Source organism: Pseudonocardia sp. P1 (assembly GCF_000178675.2).
GTDB lineage: Bacteria > Actinomycetota > Actinomycetes > Mycobacteriales > Pseudonocardiaceae > Pseudonocardia.
In genome coordinates this window covers 244,162-266,121 of record NZ_ADUJ02000002.1, presented here as the reverse complement: position 1 = coordinate 266,121, position 21,960 = coordinate 244,162, and the positions used below count along the sequence as shown (strand labels likewise).

Below are 21,960 nucleotides of genomic sequence, written 5' to 3'. Positions count from 1 at the left end.
TGCACCAACGCCCGTGATCATGCACCAGATCACACGTTAGCTGCGGAACCCCGGCCTACGTGCCGAAGTGATTGACGCCGCTGCCACCGCGGTCGTCCAGCGAGGCTGGCGAGGACTGCGGATGGGCGCCATCGCCGCACAGGTGGGGGTGAGCCGGCAGACGATCTACAACGAGTTCACCACCAAGGGCGGTCTGGCCCAGGCGCTCGCCGGGACCGCCGTAGACCGGGTACTCGACCGGGTCGACGCAGCGCTTGACACGGCCGACGATCTCAGCGCCGGCTGGACACTCGCGACCCGGATCGCACTGGAAGCGGCCGCGGAGGAGCAACTTCTCAAGACGTTGCTCAGCGCCGAGAGCATCCAGGAGTTCCTGCCGCTGTTCACCACCGAATCTGGGCTCATCACGCGCGGTCGTACCCGGGTGGCCGAGTCGGTGTGCCGGCGCTGGCCCGATCTCGATCGCGACCGAGTCGAGATCGCGGCAGAGGCGGCGGTCCGCCTGGCCGTCAGCCACGTCCTCATGCCGATGCACCCGGCCGACGACATCGCACAACAGGCCGGCTGGTTACTCGCCGGATGCCTCAATGCGCCAGTTCCTGCGAGTGGGCCCGGCCCGCAAACTGTCAAGGCGTGACCGGATCACTTCTGCAGGTTCGAGTCGGAGGCCGCGTAGGCGTCTGATGGTGCGGGAGAGGGCCGCGGCTGCGGCAATGGCGGGTGCAGCACGTGCTCGCTCATCCGGGGTGGCGGTGAAGATGCCGCCGGTGGCCAGATCTCCCGCAGCAGCCAGGTGTAGCCGACCTTCCGTTTCACGATCGCGCCTCCGGGCCGCGCCGCGCTGCTCCGTGCAGGGCCTCGGCGATCGTGGCGTCGAGGTGACGGCGCAGGGTGCGCTTGCGGTAGTCCGAGGACACGTAGTGCGCGGTCATCTGCGGGGAGTCGTGATCGAGGATGCGTCGCACCACTTCCTGCGGGACGTCACGTTTGATCAACCGGGTGCCGAGGGGGTGGCGCCATTGGTGCGGGGTCAGCCGGACCGGGCGGCCGTGAGCGTCGCGGACATCGCAGCAGGCTAGCCAGCGATAGAGCGCGAGCCGGTAGGTCGACGAGGCGGTCGAAGCCCGACCGTCGGGTTCTTCGTCGGGCGCGGGAACAGCACCGGCGCATCCCCGACACAGGTCTGTTGCTCGACGATCAGGGCGTGAAGCTGTTCGTCGATCGGGACCAGCGCCTCGCGTTTCATCTTGTGGTTGAGATAGCGCAGGTAGGGGGCGCCGTCGGCGTCGAGGACCACGCAGTCGCGCGACATGCTCAGCGCGTCGGTGACGCGCAGCCCGGCCCGGATCAGGATCTGGGTGACCAGCCGGTAGGCCGGGTTGGTGAAGCGGGAAAGGTTGGCGGGGGTCCTCGATCATGGGCCATGACCTGCTCGGCCAGCGCTCGCGACGTCCTCACGGCGCGGCGGGGGAAGTCGTCGGGGAACACCAGCGCGGTGGCCGGCAGCGTGTCGTCCCAGTGGTGCTGGCGTACCGCGTGCAGGAACATGTTCCCGACGAGGCGGGCATGGGCGTCGGCTCTTACGTCAGCGTCGGCGCCGCGGGCCGCCGCAGATGACATTGGCGCGCAGCTGCATGCTTTTCGTTACTGCTTTTCGCTCTGCTGCAGGTGCGGCATGATCCTTGCGATGTAGTCGCCAAGGGCAGCATCGAGGTAACGGCCGATGTCGTGGGTCACCACAGCTGCGGCGGCGGACTCGGTCTGTGTCGTGATCGTGCTGACGTACTCGGCGAGCTGCGGGATTTCCGTTCCGGTCGGCATCCAGTCGGGCTGCTTGTCGCGCAAGATGTCGGCGGCGACGGCAGTGACGAATTTGTGGACGGTGGTGTCGACCGCGGCGCGGAGCTGGGCGCTGAACGCGAACACCGCTTGGGCGGGTGCCCCGGCGCGGATTAACGTGGCGACGGCATGAAGCAGGCGGGCGTTCGGCGCCCGGTAGCGGTCCCCGTCGTGTTCGACGAGGCCGGCCTGCACTGCGCTGGCGGAGGTGTCGTGGGCAGCGTCGGCGGTGTTGAGTAGCTCGCGGAGCTGGTCGGCCGTGAGGTAGGTAGACGGAGCCGCATCGGCGATGCCGGTGACGACCTGCTCGAGGCCGAGAATGTTGGACAGGTCGCGTCCGTCCTCCCAGGCACGTAATAGCTCGCCGATGTTGGTGGCGGTGTAGCCGCGCTTGAGCAGCCCGGCGATCAACCGCAGGCGGGCGAGGTGGTCGTCGCTGTAGATCCCGACCCGGCCCTGCCGCTTGGGCGGGTGAAGGATCCCGCTGTCCTGGTACGCGCGGATGTTGCGCACGGATACACCGCTGGCCTGGGCCAGCTCGTCGATGCGGAACTCCGCCAATTGCCCCCCTTGTATCGAGTGACGCACGACATACGTCACCATCAACGACTGTCACAGTTGAAGCTGACAGCGACGCTTCGCTCCGGGAGAGGGTATCCACGATCATGGCACAGCATCGGGCGCCCGTAGCGACGTCCACACCGCGAGGCCTCCACTGGCGGCGGTTCGGTCTGCTCTTCGTGCCGGCGATGCTGGCGCTGCTGATGTTGGGTGCCGGTGCGGCGACCGGGGCGGTTCCAGTCGCGCTGGCATTGGAGGGGCAGCAGACGCTGAAGATCAGCGCCAAGAGTCTGACCACTCGGGTAGGAGGCACGTTCCCGGAGTTCTTCCAGACCCGCGACGGTCAGCGGAAGGCCACGGTGGTGGTGGCGCTGAGCGACCTCAAGGCGCGGGGCCTGTGTGTGTCGACGCGAGCAGACACGGCGGTGGGAAGGTTCGTGCTGCGCGCCGAGACGCCACCTGATGGCCCGGAGGTCAGCGCCGGAGACGTGAAGTTCGCGTTGGAGAGCATTGACGGGGTCGATGTGCTGGGCCAGCAGCTTGGGCTGAACCGCGCATTCACCCCCGACGGGACTCCGACCGATGCCGGCGGACCGGGTGCCGTTCCCGTCCAGGCGGGGAACCTCGCGCTCAACGTCAGCGCAACCGCTCGGTGGGCGACGGTTAACCAGCTACAGATCTCGAACTTGTCGCTCCATATCGGGGACGATCAGCCGGAGTGCCTGTGAGGCCGGGCAGGACCAACGGGGCCGTCGAGTCGACACCGTCTCCTGTGCGGCGCTGGATCTTGGGCCGGCCCGTCGTCGCCGGCGCGCTCACCTCGGCCGGGGGCGCGGCGGTCATGCTGCTCCCTGCCCGTGGCTTGTCGATCGTGCTGCTCCCCGGGCTGGCCGGAGTGTCGGGGTTCGTGCTCGGTGCTCTGATCTGCGCGTGTGGGCTGTTCCTGTGGTTCTCCCCGCACCTGCACGCCCCGATCGGCGTCGCCGCGGTCGTCCTGTCGCTGGCCTCGTTCGTCACCACGAACGTGGGCGGGTTGGTCATCGGGCTGTTGCTCGGCGTCCTCGGCGGTTCGTTGGGCTTCGCCTGGGCGCCGCCGCGCCCAGAGCATTGGTCGGACTAACCGTCCCCGTCCGGAGCTCGCCGATGAACGGGCCAGTACCGCTGCGATGTCGCGTGCGGCGGATCCCGACCGGTCGGTCGGGCATCTGCACATGCGAGATGAACCGGCCCCGGCTTCGGTACTCTTCCCCATGGACACGAAGCCACGCCCCGTCAAGTCTTGACGAGCTGCAGGGCCGCAACCATTCTGATGGCATGCGCCCGCAGAGTGGCCGGCGACAGGCCTCCTGGCAGGCTCGCGCCTGCGTGCATCTCGTTCGCTGGACGGTCAGGCCGCTGGTCGAGCTCGTCCCCGACACCGACATCGTGATCCGCTCGACGCGCCGTGTGCTCCGGGCGTTCACCGACGTGGTGTGCCGCCCGCATCCGGCCGCGTCGATCCGGCCGGTGCGCGCGGTGGCCCCGTCCGGTTTCGAGATCCGTGGCGAGTGGGTGCTGCCTCCGGGCGTCGGTCGCGGTCTCCGGGACCTGGGCCGCGGCGTCGTCTTCTACGTTCACGGCAGCGGGTACGCGGTCGCGTCGGCGCGGACGCACCGTGCCATCACGAGTCGGCTCGCCGTCCGGACCGGGCGCCCGGTGTTCGCGTGCGACTACCGCCTCGCGCCGACCCACCGGTATCCGGCCGCGGCGGACGACGTCGCCGCGGCCTTCGACTGGCTGCTCGCTCAGGGCGCCTCGGCGGCCACGACCGTGATCGCCGGCGACTCGGCGGGCGGGCAGCTCTCGATCGCGCTGGCGACCGAGCTCACGGCCCGGGGAACGTGCCCGGCCGGGGTGCTGCTGTTCTCCCCGTTGACCGACCTCTCGCTCGCCGAGGCCCGCAAGTGGGAGGACGGGCACTCCCGTGACCCGCTGATCTCGGTCCGACACCTTGAGCGTCTCCTGGCGCTCTACCTCGACGGCACCGAGCGCGCCTCCGCAAGGACGCGGGTCACCGCGGCGAGCCTGACCGGCCTGTCACCGGTGCAGGTGCACGCCAGCGGCTCGGAGTTTCTCTGTGGGGATGCCCGCCACCTGGCCGCGCTGGTCGAGCGCGCCGGAGGCGACGTCGAGCTTCTCGAGTGGCCGGGCCAGCTCCACGTCTTTCAGGCTCTCGCCTGCTTCGTCCCGGAGGCCACCCGCTCGCTGCGCGAAGCCGCCGGTTTCGTCCGCGACCGACTCGATCCCGTCACCCCAGACGCCACCGTAGGGAGCTACGACCCGTGACCACGCTCACCGACCACGCCCGGCGCGCCGTGCGCGAACGGATGTCCTCCGCGCTGCTCGCGCCCCTGCCCTCTGGAATCGATCGCCGCCTCCTCGACCAGGCGCGACAGGCGGCGGGCGCGCCGCTGGCCCCGCCGCCACCGGGGTCAGGCCTATCGCCCGTCCTCGGTGACCAGGGTCTGCCCGGTCTCGGTCGGACGCTGGAGTACATCCGGTTCGGCTCCGACTTCACCCGTGCACGCTTCGAGCGATTCGGGCCGGTCTCCTGGACCGGCTTCCTGGGAGAGCGCGTCGTCCAGGTCGCGGGGCCCGAGGCGACGCACGCCGTGCTCACCAACGCCGACAAGGCCTTCTCACAGGAAGGTTGGCGATTCCTGATCGACAACTTCTTCCACCGCGGACTCATGCTCCTGGATTTCGACGAGCACCGCTTCCACCGGCGCGTGATGCAGGAGGCCTTCACCGCCGAACGACTGCAGGGCTACACCGACGAGACCGTCGCCTGTGTCCGGGAGACGGTGCCGACCTGGCGCCAGGACGCGCCGATGCGGCTCTACCCTGCCCTGAAGAGCCTGACGCTCGACGTCGCTACCCGGGTGTTCATGGACGACCGTCCCGGCCCCGAGGCCGAGGAGGTCAACAAGGCCTTCGTCGACTGCGTCCGGGCGGCGAGCAGCATCGTGAAGTGGGATGTCCCCGGCACGCGCTGGCACGCCGGCCTTCGCGGCCGTCGCGTGCTCGAGCGCTACTTCCGGGCGAACCTCGCCGCGAAGCGGACCAGCGACGGCGCGGACCTGTTCTCCGCGCTGTGCCAGGCCCGCACACCGGATGGAGAGACCTTCTCCGACGACGACGTGGTCAACCACATGATCTTCCTGATGATGGCCGCACACGACACCTCCACCATCACGAGCTCCGCCGTCGCGTACTACCTCGGGGCGAACCCGGAGTGGCAGGAGCGGGCGCGCGCCGAGTCGCTCGCGCTCGGGGACACCCCGCCGGACCGCGCGGCGCTGGAGTCCCTGGACACGCTGAACCGCGCCATCAAGGAGTCCCTGCGCCTGGTGGCCCCGGTGCCGGTGGTGATGCGCCGCACCGTCGCGGCCACAGCCGTGTGCGGACACTACGTCCCGGCGAACTCGCTGGTGATGGTGGCCGGTGCCGTCAATCACTTCGACCCGGCGTGCTGGAGCGAGCCGGATACGTTCGACCCCGACCGGTTCGCCGAGCCCCGGCGCGAAGACAAGAGCCACCGCGACGCGTGGATCCCCTTCGGGGGCGGGGTGCACAAGTGCATCGGCATGATCTTCGGAAGCCTCGAGGTGACCGCGATCATGCACGAGATGCTGCGGGCCCACCGGTGGAGCATCGACCCGGGATACCGCCCCCGCTGGGACAACACCTCGCTGCCGGTCCCCGCCGACGGGCTGCCCCTGCGCCTGCGCCCCGTGCACTGATCGCGCCCCGACCCCGTCGCCGACACGCCGAAGGAACCACATGACCCGGTCTACGGTGGAACCGACGAGATCACATGAAGGAGATCATCTCGCGCACCCTCTGACCGGGACGGCGGCCACGTTCGTGCCCGGTTCGGGTCTGCGTCAGGATGGGCGTGTGCACGCTCAGGGGCCGACGGGGATCTATGGCGGGCGCAGCGCCGAGGCCCGCCGATCCGATCGCCGGCTGCGTCTCCTGGCCGCTGCGCGCAATATCTGGGGCGCGGAGGGATGGGCCGCCGTCACGATGCGCGGCGTCTGCGGCCGCGCCGGTCTCGTCGACCGGTACTTCTACCAGAGCTTCCCCGATCGTGACGCCCTACTCGGCGCCGTGTGGGACCAGGAGCGGGACGCGCTGGTGGCGCAGGTCGTTGACGCGTTCGCCGGCAACGCCGACGGTGATCTTGTCGGTGCGCTCCGCACGGTCATCGATGCGGTGGTCGAGCACCTGCGCACGGATCCGGCGCGTGCGCGCATCGTCCTCGGCGACCACACCGGCAGCGCCGTGCTCGAACCCCGACGTCGGGAAATGCTGCGGACGTTCGCCGACCTGCTGGTCGACTGGTCCGGCCCGCGGCTGCCGCCGACGATCGACCCGGCCCGGCTCCGGATGAGCACTCTGCTGGGAGTCGGAGGGTTCGCCGAGATCATCGCCGCGTGGAACGCCGGCGAGCTCGATGTCGACGCCTCGCAGATCGCCGAGCACACGGCGGTTGTGGCCGCTCTACTCGTGGGCAGCCACCGCCCGCCGCTGGGACTGCGCCAGTGAGCTACTGGGCGAGGTGGCCGACTTCACGGTCGCCCTCCAGGCCCAACCTCAGGTTGCCCGGTCAAGACCGAAGAGCCCTGTAACTCGCCGTCAGGCCGAGCGCTCCGCGAAGCGCTGCAGCTCGGTGAGTGCGTCTGCCTCGCGCCGCGGGAGTTCGGAGATCAGGTCGTTCGTCGTCTGCCATCGCTGTGGCGCGATTGCCGCGTCGGAGTCGCTCGCGGCGACGGCGACGGTCGTCCAGTGTGCGGCGAGGTCGCGGTAGGCGCGAGCGGCCGGTGCAGCAGCGGGGTCGGTAGCGGCGAGTCGGCTGAGGAACGCGGCCTGGAGACGTCGGAAAAGGGCGCCGCCGGTTCCGGCCTTCTCAATGAAGACCGCGAGGGTCATCAGAGCGGTGTGCAGGTCGGTGGCGTCGGTCGACGCGGTCGGGAACAACTCCGGCCATCGTCCGAAGTCTTCGGCGAAGGTGGTGACGCCCTCGAGCCCGGCGCCGGCCACACCCGCGGGACCGGCCAGGATCCTCGACGGAGGATGGTGCATGGCGTCGACGGTGTCGGCGGCTGCGCTGCTCGCTGCGGTCGAGCGCTCGGGCAGCGTGTCGGGGAAGCGCATGGCGTAGCTGGTGTGCCGGGTCGGTTGGGGGAACCCGGTAGAGGCGCGGGCCGCGGCGAGAGCTGCGGCGGGGATGAGCTGGGGGTCGGCGCGGTCGTTGTCGACCACGCGAACCTGGTCGGTGGCCGGGTCGTAGCCGGTGACGACGATGTCGTGGCGGCTCATGTGCATGCGCACCCGCAGGTAGGGCAGCTCGCGCATATCGGCCCAGCACAGCAGCGGCCGGCCGGCCGCGAGCTCATCGAGCAGCCGGCTGCGTCCCTGGTCGGGGTCGTCGGTGGCATGGACTTCGACGGCGATGCCGAGCCGTCGGCAGAGCTTGTCGGTCAGGTCGGGCCCGCGGCCGACCAGGTAGAACGGCGAGCCGAGTCCCGCCCCACGGATATAGTTGAAACTCAGGTCCCCGCCGAGGCCGAACGCGGTGCCCTCATCGAGCGGGGCGTCGTCCCAGGACAACCCGGCCCATTCAAGGAGGTCGCGCAGCGCCCCGGAGCCGCAGTGTCCCGCAGAGCGATGCGGGTAGTCGGCGACGCCGATCATGCAGTGGGACGGGGCGGCGGGGTTATGTGTGCGGTTGGGGATCATGCGGTGGTCTCCTGGTCGTCGGCCAGTCCGGCGGACCCCTCGGAGGTGGGAGCGGGACCGAAGAGGTACTCGAAGCGGGCGGGACCGTAGCGGGTGAAGTGTTCGAGCGCGACGATGACGAATACGGCCCGGGCCTCGAAACACACGACTCCGTCGGGATCGGTGCCTTCGGCGACGAGGTGGAGCTTGCGGCCATCGCGGCGCTCGAGACGGGCCCTGATGTGGTGCGCGACCCCCAGGCGCACCGGGCGCCGGTAGCCGACCTCGAGGGTGCGAGTGACGGCCGGTTCGGCGACGAGGTAGAGCACGAACCCGAACAGGTCATCACAGGCGGCGGCGACCGCGCCTCCGTGGACGAGCCCGGGAGCACCGACCTGGCGGGCATCGAAGGTCTGCTCGCAAACCACGTCGTCGCCTTCCCGACGAACCTGCATCGCGAGACCGGCGGAGTTGTCGGGACCGCAGCCCATGCACTGGCTGCTGTGCGGGGGGAGGGCGTTGCCGGGCGCTCCGTCGAGGTCACGAGGGGGCGGGTCGGGGTGACCGTCGGGCCCGGTCATCCTTCGATCGCCAGCGCCCGGGTGGGGCAGGCGGCCACGGCACGCTCGACCTCGAGGCGCTGGTCGTCGTCCGGGTCGGTCAACAGGTGCACCGTGCCGTCCTCGCCGACCTCAAAGACATCCTCAGCAGCGAGCTCGCACATGCCGTGGCCGGTGCAACGCGTGGTGTCGATGTGCACCTTCAACAGCGGTCCTTCCTCGAGATGGGCACCTGGCCGGGCGACCGGGGCTGCCCCACCCTCCTCTCCTCGGGCAGGCAGGGCGGGGCAGCCGGGGGGGGTCAGCTCGAGCGCCAGCAGGGCATGCGCTTGACGACGTTGAAGAAGTTGCCGGGGGTCAGCTCGGGTTCCCCGGCCTGTAGGTCGGGTAGCTGGGTCGCAAGTTCCTTGAACAGGGCCTTCAGTTGGAAGCGGGCGAGCTGGTTGCCCAGGCAGTGGTGGATGCCACCGCCGCCGAAGCTGAGGTGCGGGTTGGGGTGACGGGAGAGGTCGAGTTCGTGCGGGCGCTCGATCCGGGTCTCGTCGCGGTTGGCCGAGGAATAGAACATGACGACCTTGTCGCCCTCGGTGATCTGCTGGCCGGCGAGTTCGCAGTCGCGGGCCGCGGTCCGCCGGAACGTCATGATCGGGGTGGCCCAGCGGACCATCTCCTCGACCGCGTCGGGCAGTCTCGCGTCGAGGTCCTCGAGCAGCCAGGCGCGCTGGTCGGGGAAATCGGTCAGACCCCGCAGGCCGTGGCTGGTGGACTGTCGGGTGGTGTCGTTGCCGGCGATGGTGAGCAGCACGAAGAACGCGCCGATCTCGTGGTCGGTGAGTTTCTCGCCGTCGACCTCGGCCTGGGCGAGGGCGGTGATCAGGTCGTCGGTGGGGTGTTCACGGCGTTCGCTGGTCAGTGAGGACGCCAGTTCGTGCATGTAGCTCATGGCTCCGAGCAGAGCGGTGAACACCTCGTCGCGGGTCTCGCCGACCAGTTCGGGGTCGTTCCAGCTGGTGCCGACCTTCATCTGGTGGGCGGCTTCCTGCCGCTGCCCGTCGGGCACGCCCATGATGTCGTTGATGTTGTGCATCGGGAGCAGCTCGGCGCACTCGGCGACGAAGTCGGTCTGCCCGCCGTCGCGTTCCAGTGCGGCGACCAGGTTCTCGACGACCATCTTGGCGTTGGCCTCGATGCGGTCGTTGATCCGGCGCATCTGCTTGGGAGTGAACGCCGCAGCCACCAACCGGCGTAGCTTGGTGTGCCGGGGCGGGTCCATCCCGATGATGGACTGCCCGGCCTCGACGAACTCCGCCGGGAGGTTCTCCATCAGGATGCCGGGCCCGGACAGGAAGTCCTCGTGGCGCTTGGTGACCTCGACCAGATCGTCGTAGCGGGTGACCGCCCAGAACCCGTAGTCTTCGGGATCCTCGAGTAGCTGCTCCTGGAACGGCGGGTGCCAGGTCACGGTGCCGCGCTCGCGCAGCAACGAGAACGTCTTCTCCCGGACATCGGCCGAGGTCGACCAGAACGCCCGCGAGGAGATATCGAGCTCGTCGTGGGGACGGTCGGGATTCCCACTCGACGAGCGGGTCACATGCTGGGTCAACGGTGACACTCCGATCCATGGGCCGGGTCGACTCGACGGAGCGCCCATCGGGCCGTCAGCTAGTCACATCATCGTGGACAACGGACCCTTCTTCGTCAAGACGTCAAGCCACTATATGTCAACTTCTGGATGCCAGGTTGGGGGAAGCTGAGCGGAACTGCGAAACGAGAACCCTGAACCGCCCCGGGTCGGTGGAGGCTCCACTGAACCCGGCGGTTCAGTGCCGCGATCGTCAAGCCGCATCCGGGCAGCTTGTCCACTTCTACGGGAGTGATCGATAGCATGGCAGTGTGCGCGCCGCCGACGACAGAGGTCGTCAGAAGACGATCCGGGCCGCCCTCGACATCGCAGCCGAGGAGGTCGCCAACCACGGCTGGGACGGGTTGCAGGTCCAAACCGTCGCCGCCCGTCTCGGGGTCAGCCGCCAAACGCTCTACAACGCCTTCACTAACAAGCACGGCCTAGCTCAGGCGCTGGTCCTACAACTTACCGAGCGCTTCCTCGCCGGGGTCGATCGAGCACTCGCCGGCAGCGACGACGTCTATGAGCAATGGCGCGCAGCTGTTCTTTACACCCTGGAGACCGCCGCGGCCGATCCCTTGCTCAAATCCGTCATCACCGCTGACGGACGTGACCAACTACTTCCGCTGCTCACCACCGACGCAGAACCCGTCATCAGCGCAGCGCGGGACAAGCTGGCCGAAGCTGTGACAGCCGTACGGCCAGATGTCCCTGTCGGAGACGCTCGCGACGCAGCCGAGACCGCCACCCGCCTGGCCATCAGCCACGTCGTCCTGCCACTGCACTCGAGCACGCATGTCGCGAACCACATCGCCACCCTCATCACTCGCTTCCTCGACGGACAGTTTCCAACCGAGCAGCCGTAACCGGACCGCCCGGGTCTGGGATCAACGGTGTAACCGGCGTTGATCGGACAGCCCCTCGCAAGCGCGGCAGCCGAGCGCCCGGCATCGGGCAAACCCTGCTCGGTCAGCTGGCTCGGCTCACAGCCGACCGGGACTGCGCACGACTTGAGTGGTGGGTACTACGCACGAACGAGCATGCGATCCGCTTCTACGAACGGCTCCGAGTTCGATGTCGACGTCGATGGAACCGAAGAAGTTGATGTTCTCGCTGTGCGCTGGGGAGATGTGGGCCAGGACCTCGTCGGCGATACGTCGCCCGGCCGCGCGCATCGAGTCCACCGCCAGGCCGTAGTACTCCGTCGTCCAGGCCACCACAGCGTTGGTGACCAGCGTCAGGCACCAGGCTTGTTCGGTCTCCTGTTCGAGGTGGCGGGCACGCACCGTGCCCTCATGGGCGTAGAGCAAGTCGCGCTTACAGACATGGAGCGACTCACCCTTGTTCAGCTGCCGCGAGATCTTCCGCCGGTAGGCGGGGTCGGCCAAGTACCGTGCGGCATAGATCGTTCTGCGCAGCACCCCGTACTCCTTCAGCGCCGCGGCCAGCGCGTTCTGCCCCGCACCGCCGCCGTCCTCATTCGGCCACAGTCGCGGCTCCGAGCCCGGCGGGCCTGCTCGCCCGCGGCGGCGTGATCATCGCTTGATCCGGGGTCGGCGAAGTCTGCGCGGCAGCACGGCGGCCGCCGGGCGGTGGCTGTGCTGGGTGCCGCGGGCTTCGCGCAGGTGGCGCAGGTGCTCGCTGAGCGCCTCTTGTGCGGCGCGGCGGGCGCCGCGGCCGGCGGGGCGGTCGAGCAGTGCAACCTCGACCTTGGCTGTGGGCGTCGCGCCGGTGCCGGCGCGCATGCGGCCGATTTGTACGGCCCGGATTTCGCCGAGGCGCCCGCGCCAGGGCCGTAGCCGGGCTCCGATGATCCGCAGCGGATCCCGCGCCCCGGAGGACAGGTCTCCGCGGCGGCGGTCGGGCCGGTCGGGGTGGTATTCGAGGGCGTGGAGCAGTCCGGTGATGGTGGCGCCGGCGTCCCACCAGGGTTTGAGCAGGGCCCGGGCGCGCCAGATCTCGATCTTGCCGCCTTTTCGGCCTCCTAGGCCGAGATGTGAGAGGAGGGTGAGGGTGGCTGCGTTTCTGGCTTCGGGGGTGTCGGGGACGTCGTAGGGGTGCCACTTGGGCTGGGAGGTGAGGTGAGTCCGTCTGCCGCCCGTCAAGGGCTTACTACCCACGTGAGTAGTGGGGAGGTCGCCACTTTCTTCCACAGGGGATTGACCTGCGGATGCGGTGCCCGGTTCCTCGTGGTGCTGCGCGCCGTCGAGGCGGGGGAGCGGGGTGTGGGTCACGAGGGCGTAGGTGGGAGTGCGTCCGGTGTCGGTGCCGAGGAACTCGGCGCTAGCGCCGGCCTCGACGACGACGAGCAGGCCGATCTCGCGGGCCCAGGCCAGGACGCGGGACACGGTGCGCGCGGCGCGGGCTCCGGCCGCTGCGAGGTGTGCGGCGGTCAGGCCGGTGATCAGGCCGGTTTCCCAGTCCATGTGGCAGACCAGGCGGTGCAGGATCGCTGACCAGCTGGCGCGCTTGTCGGCGCGCCAGTCCTCGTCGTCGACCAGTCGCGCGAGGTGCTCGAGGGCTTCGGGCTGGGAGGTCAGCACCCGGTAGGAGTGGTCGATGAAGTTCCGCCATCCCGGGTGCGGGGTGAAGCCGCGGTCGTGGCGGGCGCGGGCGCGGGCGATCCCGCGGGCGCGCACCCGTGCACTCGGTGGCAGCGCTCGGCTCGCCCGCCCGGGACCGTTGGTGTGGTGTGCGGCGCGGCCACGGGGTGTGCGCCGCGGCGCAGTCCTGCCGCGGATCCCGAAGGAGTCCGTTTGGGGCTGCTCACCGAGGGGGAGCTGGTGAAGCAGGCAAAGCTGAGAGGGGCCGGAGGCCAGAGTGAACGCGCCGTGCTCGTAGCAGAGCGTGCAGAACCCGGTGCCCGCCGCCGGCGAGCGCCCCGGATCTGGGCACGACGAACTCACCCCGTGTCTGTGGTGGTTGGCTCCCGGCCCAGGATGTATCCTGGACACGCGAAAGCGCCCCTTCTTGGACGGTTGGGGATGGGCCCCGGTTCGCCGGGGCTACGGCGTCACCTCGGGTGCTGGACCGAGTGACGCAGAGAACGAACCGAGGCGGCCCCTGTGGCGGGGGCCGCCTCGTTCTCGTTACGAGGCCGTCGTCAGGCGCGCCTCCAAGTGCGTGGGGTACTGCACCGGGAGTTGCCCGGCCAGGTCGGTTGCGTATCGCAGCCCCAGCTGGATTAACGCCCCCGACACGATCCCAATCCCGCGGTCGAGGTCGAGAGCCAGTTCCCGCACCTGCTGATCGATCGCCGGCGGGATCCGCACGGTGAGTTCGGCGACCTCCGCTCGGCGCAGCTGCAGTGGCAGCGGGTCGACCAGCGCCTCACGGCGCTGCAGTCCGATCGTGAGGAGTTCGGCACCGATCTCCGACCAGGTGACCCCGCGCTGGGACGCGAGGTCTTTCACCGGCCGTTCAGCGGCCAGCGGTAGCCGAGAGAAGCGCACAACGCGAGGGCCCTTGGGGTGCCGTTAAGGAACGTGTCACCAGGGGCGAAGTAGGTCGCGACCTCGGCTCGTCGCCTTGGGCTGATGGGCTACAGCGTCAGGTACTCGCGGATCTTGCCGCGCTGGTGCGGGCGCGGGTCGCCGAGGGCGATGCCCAGGGTGGGTAGCTGCCTGGCGATCTGTAGGTCGGTCAGGGGCGGGTCGACCGGGACATCGGCGTAGCCACGGTCGTCGTCGCTCCACGCGGAGGGCTCGCCGGTGACGGCGCGGACGCGGGCCACGACGCCGTCGACGACGTAGACCATCGCGCGGAGCCGGGTCCGGCGGGCCGGGGCGATGGGGAACCACTTGCGGTCGGCCTCGAGCTGGAACTTCTCGCCGGCGCCGGTCTCGCCGTAGCGCCGCTGTGTGTGGTCGACTTTCGGGCGGCTATTGCGGTAGATGATCAGGGCGCAGTCGCGGCCGTCGCCGTGGGCGTGCAGCGCCCGGTAGAGGGTGCTGCGCCCGACCCGGAAGGTGTCGGCGATCTGGTCGACGGTGTGCTGGCCGGTGTCATACATCTGCTGGGCGGTGTCGAGCTGACGTGCCGAGAGCGCCGCGGGCCGTCCGCCGACCCGGCCGCGGGCCCGCGCGGCGGCGAGGCCGTCGAGGGTGCCGTCGACGATCATCTCGCGGTCGTACTCGGCCAGGGCGGCCAGGAAGTGGAACACCAGCCGCCCCCCGGGGGTGGAGGTGTCGATGCCCTGTTCGAGCACCACGAAGTCGACCTGTCCGTCGCCGAAGCGGCGCACGAGGTCGAGCAGGTGCTGCTGGGAGCGCCCGATGCGCTTGAGCCGGGTGACCACCACCTCGTCGCCGGGGACCAGGAGGCCGAGCAGGGTGTCGAGTTTCGGTCGGGAGGCGAGCTTGCCGGAGACCTTTTCGACGAACAGGTTCTCGGGCGGGACGCCGGCGGCGACCAGGGCGTCGGTCTGGTGGTCGGTGTTCTGCTCGCGGGTGGAGACCCGCGCGTACCCGTAGCGCGTCACGACACGAGTCCCCTTAACCCTGATCGGGCCAGTTCCGAGATGTTGATTTCGGTACCGAGTTGCAGGCTGGATCTTAGCTGGGTGTCCGGTCGGGCGCTGAATGAGTCTCGGTAACGATCGTTTCCGGGACTGATGGCCTCAAGTACATAACCACGGTGACGCCGATCAGCGCACCGGCGAGGTAGAAGCTGTCGGGCGGTGCTCGTCGAGCACGACGCCTCAGATCAGGGGCCGGCCACGGCGATGCCGCAGCAGGCGGCCAGGGCGCACTCAAGGACGGAGTCGGGAGCGCGCAGACGAGGGGCATCGCGCATGGGCTGGAACGCGATCTTGGCGTGCGCCTGGCTGCAGACGTCTCAGGCCAGTTGCGCAGCTTTCCTGCGCATGTCGCGTTCGGACGTGCGCAATTGAATTGTGGGCAATCCCGCAAGGGTGAGGTGCGTGGCCGATCTGCTGATCATTGGTGTTCGCACTCTCTGTAGCCGGAAACGATCTCCAGCCCGCGGGCGCAAGGTCCATTCGAGCGAAGCAATAAGAGAGAAGAAAGATCGACTACTGCGGTCGTTGCCCGAAACGGGCGACTAGGTTGACTGAGGGCAAATTCTAGGTGGACAGTCTATAACTTCGAGGCGCCGACCGCGTCAGCCGGTCGATCACTGGGGCCTGTTCTCCGATCCACTCAGCACGATGGGAGACGTATTGGACACCACCGATCTTTTATTGCGGCAGCAAGAGTATTACGACGGGCGGGCAGCGGATTGGCAGCGGTGGATCACTCGCTACATGCGCCCCGTCGAAGGGGAGATCAGCAAGCTCCTGTCGGAGCTACCACTCGATGGTCACGTGCTCGACATGGCTTGCGGGACAGGCTACTGGACAGCGCAGCTGGCCAGCCGTGCGAGCACGGTGACGGCCCTCGACGGGTCGAAGCCGATGCTGGAGCAGATCGCCCATCGCGGCCTGAGCAACGTCAACACCGTGCACGCAGACCTGTTCAACTGGAATCCGCCGACAGAGTGGGACGCGGTCTTCTTCGCGCACTGGCTCGCACACGTCCCCGAGGATCGATTCGATCGATTCTGGAGTGCTGTCGACGGCGCTTTAGCGCCGCGTGGCCATGTGATCATCATCGATGTCGCCCCCGAGGAGCAGCGCATCGAGGAACATATTCACGAACGCGAATCAATCCCGTTGACGCGGCGTCGCCTCAGAGATGGCCGCCAGTACGACGTGGTGAAGAAGTACTGGGAGCCCGAGGAGCTGATCGAGCGCATCAGGCCGCTCGGCTTCGAGGGGGCGGGAACCAAGATCGGCGCCGAGGACGGCTTCGGTTTCGTGGTGTGGGACGTTGTGAGGAGTTCTGATGACCAGTCTTGAGATCTACAACCCGCGGATGACCTACAACACCGCGGCCGTGGACTACGACACGACTTCGGTGGACTTCTGGAGCTACGCGGCCACTGAGACGGTGCAGCGCTTGGGGCTGAGCGCAGGCCAGTCGGTTCTGGACGTCGCGTGTGGGCCTGGCCCCGCTGCGCTGGCCGCCGCGCAGCAAGTGGGCGCGCAGGGCACGGTGCTCGGGGTCGACATCGCCGAAGAGATGATCGCGCTGGCGCGTGGGCATGCAGCCGAGACCGGTGCATCGCAGGCCGAGTTCGTGGTGGGCAGCATGGACGCTCTCGACGTCGGCGCCGATCGGTTCGACGCGGCGACGTGCGTGTTCGGGATCTTCTTCGCCAGCGATGTCCGGGCGAGCATCGCGGCGATGCGCGACGCAGTACGTCCGGGCGGGCAGGTCGCGGTGACCTCGCTCGGCCCGAAGTTCTTCTCCCCGCTCTACGGGCAGTTCATCGAGGCCGCTCTCGCCGAGCACCCGGGGCTCGACGTCGACGTGCCGTGGCATCGCACCGAGGACGCCGAGGTGATGCGCGCACATCTCGAAGCCGCTGGCCTCGAGCAGGTCGAGGTCGTGCACGAGGTCAGTGCGCTGCCCCTGCAGACGCCGCAGGACTGGTGGCGGATCGCGACCGGTACCGGGATCCGGCGCCTGATCATGGAGCTGGAGCCCTCGGCGGCGGAACGGGTGCAGGAGCAGAACATGGCCTGGATCCGGGAGCAGAACATCGACCACGTCGAGCTGGGCGTCATCTACTGCCGAGGCATCGTCGCCGGATAGATCGCCGGGGCCGCCGCGATCCGGTCGCGGGACGTCATAGGAACCCGCGCGGTCACGTGTCCATGTCGGCTCCGGTCGGCGCCGGTTGCGTGCTGTGTACCGATCGGGCGAGGACCACGATCGCGGCGGCCGCCGCGGCCGCGACGAACAGCGCGATCGCGGCGATGACGCCGAAGCCACCGGTGGTCGTGGCCAGCGCGGCAGCGACCAGCGGAACGAAGCTGGAGACGGTGCTGCCGAGCTGGTAGGTGGTCGAGACCGCGGAGAACCGGACCTCGGTGGGGAAACTGGTGGCCAGCAGCCCGGCGATCCCGGCATAGACGGCGCCGTGTCCGACGGTCATGGCCAGCAGGAAGGTCACCACGGCGGCGGCCAGGCTGCCGCCGGGTACCCACAGCAGGCCGGGTATCAGCGCGATCGCGGCTGCGGCGAGACCGGCGAGCATGACCGAGCGATAGCCGATGCGGTCACACAGCGTCCCGAACGCCGGGGTGCTCAGGCACTGTCCGGCGGCGGCGATCATCAGGGCGAGCAACGCGGTGCTGCGGTGCTCCCCGGTAGGGCCGGACGCGACGCTGAGCAGCCAGACCGTGAACAGGGTGACGATCGTGCCGTGCCCGAGCGCTGCGGCGCTGCCCGCGACGATCCGCCGGGGGTAGCGCCGCAGCGCAGCCAGCAGAGGATTTTCGAGGAGCTGCCCACGGGACCGGGCATGGGCGAAGGCCGGCCCGTCGTCGAGGCGGAGCCGGATGAACAGGCCGAGGCCGACCAGCAGCACCGAGACGAGGAACGGTAGCCGCCAGCCCCAGGCATAGAACTGCTCATCGGGCAGGGTCGCAGCGGCGCTGAACGCCACGGTGCCGAGGAACAGGCCGGCGGGGAAGCCCATCTGTGGCCAGCTACCGAAAAACGCCTGCCGCCCGGGTGGGGCGTGTTCCACGGCGAGCAGGACCGCGCCGCCCCACTCACCGCCGACCGCGAGGCCTTGCAGGATCCGCAGCGTGATCAGCAGGATCGGTGCCCAGATCCCGATCTGGGCGTAGGTGGGCAGCAGCCCGATCCCGACCGTTGCTGCCCCCATGAGCACGACGGTGGCCACGAGCAGGGTCTTGCGGCCGATCCGGTCGCCGAAGTGCCCGGCGACGAGTCCGCCGATCGGGCGGGCGACGAACCCGGCGGCGTAGGTGCCGAACGCGGCCAGCGTCGACGAGGTCGGGGAACTCGCGGGCAGGAACAGCGGCCCGAGTACGAGCGCGGCCGCGGTGGAGTAGAGGTAGAAGTCGTACCACTCGATCGTCGAGCCGATGGTGGAGGAGATCAGCACCCGCCGCCGCGTTGCTCCTTGGTCGGGCGAGGCTGCGGCGGGGGTGCCGGTCATTGGTCCTCCTGGTGGGTGCCCGTGTCAGCTGATGCGGGTGACCGCGGTGCTCGCTCCGGTGGCGTCGATGTGGAGGACGACCGCTCCGAGGGCGAGTGGGCCTTGGGCGAGGGTGTAGGCGGGCAGGGCGGTGTGGTCCTCGCCGCGTAGCTTCGCGACGAAGTGCATCGGGTCGAAACCGCCGCCGGTGTGTCCGAGCCGGCCGGTCATTCCCAGCTCGGCGACGTACCCGGTTCCACCGGGCAGCAGGTGCCCGCGCAGGGTCGGATCGTGGGTGTGGGTGCCGACCACGCCGGCGACCTGTCCATCGATGGCGGCGGCGAAGGACGCCTTCTCCCACGGGGACTCGCCGTGCAGGTCGATCACCACCGCACCGGGCAGGTCGTGGTCGGCGGTGATCTGGCACCAGGACGGCCACAGCGGTCTCGGCATCGGCGCAGCCATGCCGGGCAGCTCCGCCGTGGGGGAGAGCAGGTTCATCACGGTCAGCGTCGTCTGACCGCGGCGCAGGGTGAGCAGGCCCTGGCCGCGGTCCTCGTCGAGGTTGAGCGGTCGCACGACCTGCGGGTAGGAGAGGATCTTGTCGACGTCCGGGCCGTCCCAGGAGTGGTTGCCACCGGTGATCGCGTCCACGCCGGCATCGAGGAGCTGGTCGATGACTTCGACGGTCATGCCGAACCCGTCCATCGGGTTCGGGCCGGTGACCGCGCAGTTCTCGGCGTTGACCACGACCCAGTCCAGGCCGTGCTCGTCACGCAGCTGCGGGATCCGGCCTGCGAGCCAGCCCGCGGCCTCCTCGCCGACGACGTCGCCGACGCACAGCACCCGCATCGCCCCGGTACCCGGCTCCGGCCGGGCCTCGGTGGTGCTCATGCGCTGAGCTCCACAGCATGCGCCGGTCGGCGAGGGGAGCGCAGCTGCTCGGTGGCCAGGCGGGCTCCTTCGACCAGGGAGGCGAGCTTGGCCCAGGCGATCCGAGGGTGCACGGGCAGGAACGAGGCGAAGGTGGAGAAACCGCAGTCGGTGCCGGCGATGACGCGCTCGATCCCGACGCTGCGGGCGTAGCGGACGATGCGCTCGGCGACCAGCTGCGGGTGCTCGATGTAGTTGCTGCAGGTGTCGATCACTCCCGGGACGAGGATCTTGTCCGCGGGCAGCGAGTAGTCCTCGAACACCTGCCACTCGTGGGCGTGGCGAGGGTTCGCCGCCTCCATCAGCACCCCGCGGGGCCGCCCGGTCATGACAATGTCGACGATGTCGCCCAGGTCGACGTCGCGGTGGTGCGGGGACTCGTAGTTGCCCCAGCACAGGTGCATTCGCATCCGGTCCGGATCGATGCCGGCGGTGGCGGCGTTGAGGGCCTCGATGTGCCCGGCGATAGCGCGGCGGAACTCGGCCACGGTGGCGTCGGCGTACTGGGCGTGGCGGCCCATCGCCAAGTCCGGGCAGTCGATCTGCAGCACGAACCCCGCGGCGACGATGGCCTCGTACTCGGTGCGCATCGCCTCGGCCAGCGCCCCGAGATAGGCCTCGTGCGAGCCGTAGTGCTGATCGGCGAGATAGATCGCGATCACCCCCGGCGACGCCGCGGTCACCACCACCTCCGACGGCGCACCGTCGCCGGCCGAGTCCACCGCCGCACGGAGCTCCTTGAGCTCCTGGGCCAGGTCCTCGCCGCCGGTGTAGCGCACAGGCCCGGTGCACGACGGTGTCGCGGTCACCAGCCCGTCGAGAGCCTGCGCGGTGATCTCGGGGTAGTCGTCGAGGTCGGCCAGCGAGAGCGCTCCGGCTTCGCCGTCGAAGCCCGACATCCGCTCCTTCACATATGTCGCGTATCCGATCTTGCCCTGCTCGCCGTCACTGCCGACATCGATCCCGATCTCGCCCTGGCGCGCCACGACCTGCTGGGTCGCGTCCCGGATCAGCCCCGGAAGCCGAGCCAACGACTCTTCGTTCGCGGTGCCGGTCTCGCGCGCGACCATCAACTCGGCCAGCTCGCTCGGGCGCGGCAGGCTGCCCGTATGGGTGGTCAGAACGCCTTCTGCGCTGCTCGTCATCACAAGTACCAGAAGCTAGGCCCGCGCCGGAAACGTAGATCGTATGGAACCTGAACGATGGATGGAACTTCCGTCCACAACACATGGAACTTGCGAAATGTAGGGTTCTAGCTGGCTTAAGGTGGTGGCATGGCCCGCCCCGTGACGACCCGAGCCGCGCTCGATCACCGCCCCGAACCCAAGCTGGTCGGGCCGATCACCACCCGGATCCGGTCACTACGGCCCAGCCTCTCACCCACCGCCGCCCGCATCGGTGACGCCGTCCTCGCAGCTCCCGCCGAGGTCGTGGGCCTGACCGTCACCGACCTGGCCGACCGCACCGGCACCTCGGTCGGCAGCGTCGTGCGCTTCTGCCAGGACATCGACCTCAAGGGCTTCCACGACCTCAAGCTCCGCCTCGCCGCCGAAGCCGCACCGCACGCGACCGCGAGCCAGCAACCCGGTGGAGCCCCAGCGAACACCATCGAGACGGTTCTCCGGTCAGCGGTCACCGGGCTCGAGCAGCTCCCCGCCACCCTCGAACACCACACCCTTCTCCAAGTCGCGCAGGAACTACGGCGCGCCACCCGCGTGCTCGTCGCGGGGGTCGGCTCCTCCGCGCCGATCGCCATGGACGCCGGACACCGCCTGCGCACCCTCGGCGTGCACGCCGAAGTGCTGACCGACCCGCACCAGCAGCACCTGGCGGCCCGCATGCTCGGCACCGACGGCTGCTGCCTGGCCATCAGCCACACCGGACAGACCCAGGAGACCCTCACCGCGCTCCGAGCGGCGGGGGACGCCGGCGCCAGCACGATCGGGCTCACCAGCTACCACCGCTCGCCGTTCACCGAACTCTGCAACCACGCGATCGTCGCCGGCGCCACCGAGCTCCACGGCCTCGAGGCCACCGCCAGCCGCCTGGTCCACCTCGCCGTCATCGACGTCCTGGTCGCGCTCGTCACCGACCTCGACCCCACCGCGGCCGCGCAGGCCGAACAGCTCTACACCGACGCCGTCGCTGCCCACCGCGTCTAACCCAACCATCAGCCGCCCAGACGGTGTCGACGACAGTTCCGGTAATCCTGGCTCCAGAGACCAGCCGACAACCCCACCGCCCTCCTCCCGGATTCAGGCCCCTAGTCAGGACGGGTCACCTATGGTCGAGCTCATGAACAGTCAGGACGGCGGAGGCGGTCGGCGGCCGCTAGAAACCGAGCAGGACCGACAGGCCGAGCAGGTGCGGGCGCTACTCCGCGCGGCCGGATACGCCGAATTCGGCGAGAATCACGGCGGCTTCGTCGTCGAGCCCGGCCCTGACGGGGAGCTTCTCGTGGCCTGCTCCGACGGGCCCGGGCTCGACCTGGCTGCGGAGGAACAGCACTACCGCCACCTGCTGACCACAGCCGGCTACAGCACCTCCGCCGGTCTACTCGATGACGGAAGCGGACTGCGAGTCGTGTCTCAACACTGAGCGGAATCAGGCAGCCTTGGCACGAAGGTAGCGGGATGTCTTGGTGTGACCAGCGCTGCCAAGTGCGGC

At 69.3% G+C, this 21,960-nt stretch carries 26 protein-coding genes and 1 pseudogene; 12 read left to right on the top strand and 15 right to left on the bottom strand.

From position 1 onward, the window contains the following. Window positions 1-67: 67 nt before the first annotated feature. Complete coding sequence (locus tag PP1_RS30690; RefSeq protein WP_157178992.1) at window positions 68-637, top strand: TetR family transcriptional regulator; 570 nt, start codon at window positions 68-70, stop codon at window positions 635-637. Window positions 638-642: 5 nt separating this feature from the next. On the opposite strand, the gene PP1_RS30685 is transcribed toward PP1_RS30690, so the two are convergent. The 4 genes from PP1_RS30685 to PP1_RS30670 form a co-directional block, all read right to left on the bottom strand. Further along, entirely contained in the window at window positions 643-816 is a 174-nt protein-coding gene (locus tag PP1_RS30685) for a hypothetical protein (protein WP_157178993.1), read from the bottom strand. Next, window positions 813-1,034, bottom strand: coding sequence for a tyrosine-type recombinase/integrase (locus tag PP1_RS31675; RefSeq protein WP_443217614.1), 222 nt, complete (start codon window positions 1,032-1,034; stop codon window positions 813-815). Before PP1_RS31675 ends, PP1_RS30685 begins: the two co-directional genes overlap by 4 nt. 41 nt (window positions 1,035-1,075) lie before the next feature. Beyond that, a complete protein-coding gene (locus PP1_RS30675) occupies window positions 1,076-1,297 on the bottom strand; it encodes a hypothetical protein (RefSeq protein ID WP_249266142.1) in 222 nt (73 codons plus the stop codon). Between the two features lie 347 nt (window positions 1,298-1,644). Further along, window positions 1,645-2,439 carry a MerR family transcriptional regulator gene (locus tag PP1_RS30670; protein WP_170918956.1) on the bottom strand — a complete coding sequence of 265 codons (795 nt, stop codon included), beginning with the start codon at window positions 2,437-2,439 and terminating at the stop codon, window positions 1,645-1,647. Between the two features lie 149 nt (window positions 2,440-2,588). Between PP1_RS30670 and PP1_RS30665 the strand changes: the two genes are divergently transcribed. From PP1_RS30665 to PP1_RS30645, 5 genes are all read left to right on the top strand, one after another. Further along, complete coding sequence (locus tag PP1_RS30665; protein ID WP_010234839.1) at window positions 2,589-3,128, top strand: DUF6230 family protein; 540 nt, start codon at window positions 2,589-2,591, stop codon at window positions 3,126-3,128. A 44-nt stretch (window positions 3,129-3,172) separates the two neighbouring features. Beyond that, window positions 3,173-3,520, top strand: coding sequence for a DUF6114 domain-containing protein (locus tag PP1_RS30660; protein WP_010234842.1), 348 nt, complete (start codon window positions 3,173-3,175; stop codon window positions 3,518-3,520). A gap of 245 nt (window positions 3,521-3,765) precedes the next feature. Then, window positions 3,766-4,725, top strand: a complete 960-nt coding sequence (locus PP1_RS30655; RefSeq protein WP_010234845.1) for an alpha/beta hydrolase fold domain-containing protein — start codon at window positions 3,766-3,768, stop codon at window positions 4,723-4,725. Next, a complete protein-coding gene (locus PP1_RS30650; RefSeq protein ID WP_010234848.1) occupies window positions 4,722-6,182 on the top strand; it encodes a cytochrome P450 in 1,461 nt (486 codons plus the stop codon). The genes PP1_RS30655 and PP1_RS30650 overlap by 4 nt, the downstream gene beginning before the upstream one ends. A gap of 157 nt (window positions 6,183-6,339) precedes the next feature. Further along, window positions 6,340-6,990 carry a TetR/AcrR family transcriptional regulator gene (locus PP1_RS30645; protein WP_033200042.1) on the top strand — a complete coding sequence of 217 codons (651 nt, stop codon included), beginning with the start codon at window positions 6,340-6,342 and terminating at the stop codon, window positions 6,988-6,990. Window positions 6,991-7,080: 90 nt separating this feature from the next. Here the strand turns inward: PP1_RS30645 and PP1_RS30640 are convergent, their stop codons facing one another. The 4 genes from PP1_RS30640 to PP1_RS30625 all read right to left on the bottom strand — a co-directional run bounded on the left by PP1_RS30640 (window position 7,081) and on the right by PP1_RS30625 (window position 10,326). Then, a complete protein-coding gene (locus PP1_RS30640) occupies window positions 7,081-8,184 on the bottom strand; it encodes a BtrH N-terminal domain-containing protein (protein WP_202796422.1) in 1,104 nt (367 codons plus the stop codon). Continuing rightward, window positions 8,181-8,744: a PaaI family thioesterase gene (locus tag PP1_RS30635; RefSeq protein ID WP_139324240.1), complete on the bottom strand. Its 564-nt coding sequence runs from the start codon at window positions 8,742-8,744 to the stop codon at window positions 8,181-8,183. The genes PP1_RS30640 and PP1_RS30635 overlap by 4 nt, the downstream gene beginning before the upstream one ends. Next, window positions 8,741-8,929, bottom strand: a complete 189-nt coding sequence (locus tag PP1_RS30630; protein ID WP_029239738.1) for a ferredoxin — start codon at window positions 8,927-8,929, stop codon at window positions 8,741-8,743. Before PP1_RS30630 ends, PP1_RS30635 begins: the two co-directional genes overlap by 4 nt. A 95-nt stretch (window positions 8,930-9,024) precedes the next feature. After that, window positions 9,025-10,326, bottom strand: a complete 1,302-nt coding sequence (locus PP1_RS30625; RefSeq protein ID WP_212592161.1) for a cytochrome P450 — start codon at window positions 10,324-10,326, stop codon at window positions 9,025-9,027. A 290-nt stretch (window positions 10,327-10,616) separates the two neighbouring features. On the opposite strand from PP1_RS30625, the gene PP1_RS30620 reads away from it, so the two are divergent. After that, entirely contained in the window at window positions 10,617-11,213 is a 597-nt protein-coding gene (locus PP1_RS30620) for a TetR family transcriptional regulator (RefSeq protein WP_010234866.1), read from the top strand. Between the two features lie 20 nt (window positions 11,214-11,233). Continuing rightward, entirely contained in the window at window positions 11,234-11,452 is a 219-nt protein-coding gene (locus PP1_RS31670; RefSeq protein ID WP_139324259.1) for a GNAT family N-acetyltransferase, read from the top strand. On the opposite strand, the pseudogene PP1_RS30610 reads toward PP1_RS31670, so the two are convergent. The 4 genes and pseudogenes from PP1_RS30610 to PP1_RS30595 all read right to left on the bottom strand — a co-directional run. Beyond that, window positions 11,418-11,804, bottom strand: a pseudogene (locus PP1_RS30610) (Tn3 family transposase); the annotation flags it as partial. The gene PP1_RS31670 and the pseudogene PP1_RS30610 sit on opposite strands and share 35 nt — an antisense overlap. 78 nt (window positions 11,805-11,882) lie before the next feature. Continuing rightward, window positions 11,883-12,986 (bottom strand): hypothetical protein, encoded by a 1,104-nt coding sequence (locus PP1_RS30605; protein ID WP_010234874.1) that lies wholly within the window; start codon window positions 12,984-12,986, stop codon window positions 11,883-11,885. A gap of 450 nt (window positions 12,987-13,436) precedes the next feature. Further along, on the bottom strand, window positions 13,437-13,799 hold the full coding sequence (locus tag PP1_RS30600; RefSeq protein WP_029239739.1) for a hypothetical protein: 363 nt from the start codon (window positions 13,797-13,799) through the stop codon (window positions 13,437-13,439). A gap of 89 nt (window positions 13,800-13,888) precedes the next feature. Beyond that, window positions 13,889-14,827, bottom strand: coding sequence for a recombinase family protein (locus tag PP1_RS30595; protein ID WP_010234879.1), 939 nt, complete (start codon window positions 14,825-14,827; stop codon window positions 13,889-13,891). Window positions 14,828-15,514: 687 nt separating this feature from the next. On the opposite strand from PP1_RS30595, the gene PP1_RS30590 reads away from it, so the two are divergent. Beyond that, window positions 15,515-16,204, top strand: a complete 690-nt coding sequence (locus PP1_RS30590) for a class I SAM-dependent methyltransferase (protein WP_010234882.1) — start codon at window positions 15,515-15,517, stop codon at window positions 16,202-16,204. A 16-nt stretch (window positions 16,205-16,220) separates the two neighbouring features. Further along, window positions 16,221-17,003, top strand: a complete 783-nt coding sequence (locus PP1_RS30585) for a class I SAM-dependent methyltransferase (RefSeq protein WP_170918957.1) — start codon at window positions 16,221-16,223, stop codon at window positions 17,001-17,003. A gap of 52 nt (window positions 17,004-17,055) precedes the next feature. Here PP1_RS30585 and PP1_RS30580 read toward each other — a convergent pair whose 3' ends face one another. The 3 genes from PP1_RS30580 to PP1_RS30570 all read right to left on the bottom strand — a co-directional run bounded on the left by PP1_RS30580 (window position 17,056) and on the right by PP1_RS30570 (window position 20,438). After that, window positions 17,056-18,327, bottom strand: a complete 1,272-nt coding sequence (locus tag PP1_RS30580) for an MFS transporter (RefSeq protein ID WP_010234888.1) — start codon at window positions 18,325-18,327, stop codon at window positions 17,056-17,058. A 78-nt stretch (window positions 18,328-18,405) separates the two neighbouring features. Further along, a complete protein-coding gene (locus PP1_RS30575; RefSeq protein ID WP_010234891.1) occupies window positions 18,406-19,254 on the bottom strand; it encodes a YmdB family metallophosphoesterase in 849 nt (282 codons plus the stop codon). Continuing rightward, complete coding sequence (locus tag PP1_RS30570; RefSeq protein WP_050802454.1) at window positions 19,251-20,438, bottom strand: cobalamin-independent methionine synthase II family protein; 1,188 nt, start codon at window positions 20,436-20,438, stop codon at window positions 19,251-19,253. Before PP1_RS30570 ends, PP1_RS30575 begins: the two co-directional genes overlap by 4 nt. A gap of 129 nt (window positions 20,439-20,567) precedes the next feature. Between PP1_RS30570 and PP1_RS30565 the strand changes: the two genes are divergently transcribed. Together PP1_RS30565 and PP1_RS30560 are read left to right on the top strand one after the other, a co-directional pair. Beyond that, the gene (locus tag PP1_RS30565) at window positions 20,568-21,455 is read left to right on the top strand and encodes a MurR/RpiR family transcriptional regulator (protein ID WP_010234896.1); all 888 of its coding nucleotides are present in this window, start codon (window positions 20,568-20,570) and stop codon (window positions 21,453-21,455) included. Between the two features lie 133 nt (window positions 21,456-21,588). After that, complete coding sequence (locus PP1_RS30560) at window positions 21,589-21,891, top strand: hypothetical protein (protein WP_139324241.1); 303 nt, start codon at window positions 21,589-21,591, stop codon at window positions 21,889-21,891. The last annotated feature ends 69 nt before the right edge of the window (window positions 21,892-21,960 follow it).

Coding starts and splice junctions, on each gene's coding strand:
- PP1_RS30665 (WP_010234839.1), top strand. CDS start 2,589: ATGCTGGCGCTGCTGATGTTGGGTGCCGGTGCGGCGACCGGGGCGGTT.
- PP1_RS30590 (WP_010234882.1), top strand. CDS start 15,515: ATGGGAGACGTATTGGACACCACCGATCTTTTATTGCGGCAGCAAGAG.
- PP1_RS30575 (WP_010234891.1), bottom strand. CDS start 19,254: ATGAGCACCACCGAGGCCCGGCCGGAGCCGGGTACCGGGGCGATGCGG.
- PP1_RS30570 (WP_050802454.1), bottom strand. CDS start 20,438: ATGACGAGCAGCGCAGAAGGCGTTCTGACCACCCATACGGGCAGCCTG.
- PP1_RS30565 (WP_010234896.1), top strand. CDS start 20,568: ATGGCCCGCCCCGTGACGACCCGAGCCGCGCTCGATCACCGCCCCGAA.
- PP1_RS30635 (WP_139324240.1), bottom strand. CDS start 8,744: ATGACCGGGCCCGACGGTCACCCCGACCCGCCCCCTCGTGACCTCGAC.
- PP1_RS30585 (WP_170918957.1), top strand. CDS start 16,221: ATGACCTACAACACCGCGGCCGTGGACTACGACACGACTTCGGTGGAC.
- PP1_RS30640 (WP_202796422.1), bottom strand. CDS start 8,184: ATGATCCCCAACCGCACACATAACCCCGCCGCCCCGTCCCACTGCATG.
- PP1_RS30560 (WP_139324241.1), top strand. CDS start 21,589: ATGAACAGTCAGGACGGCGGAGGCGGTCGGCGGCCGCTAGAAACCGAG.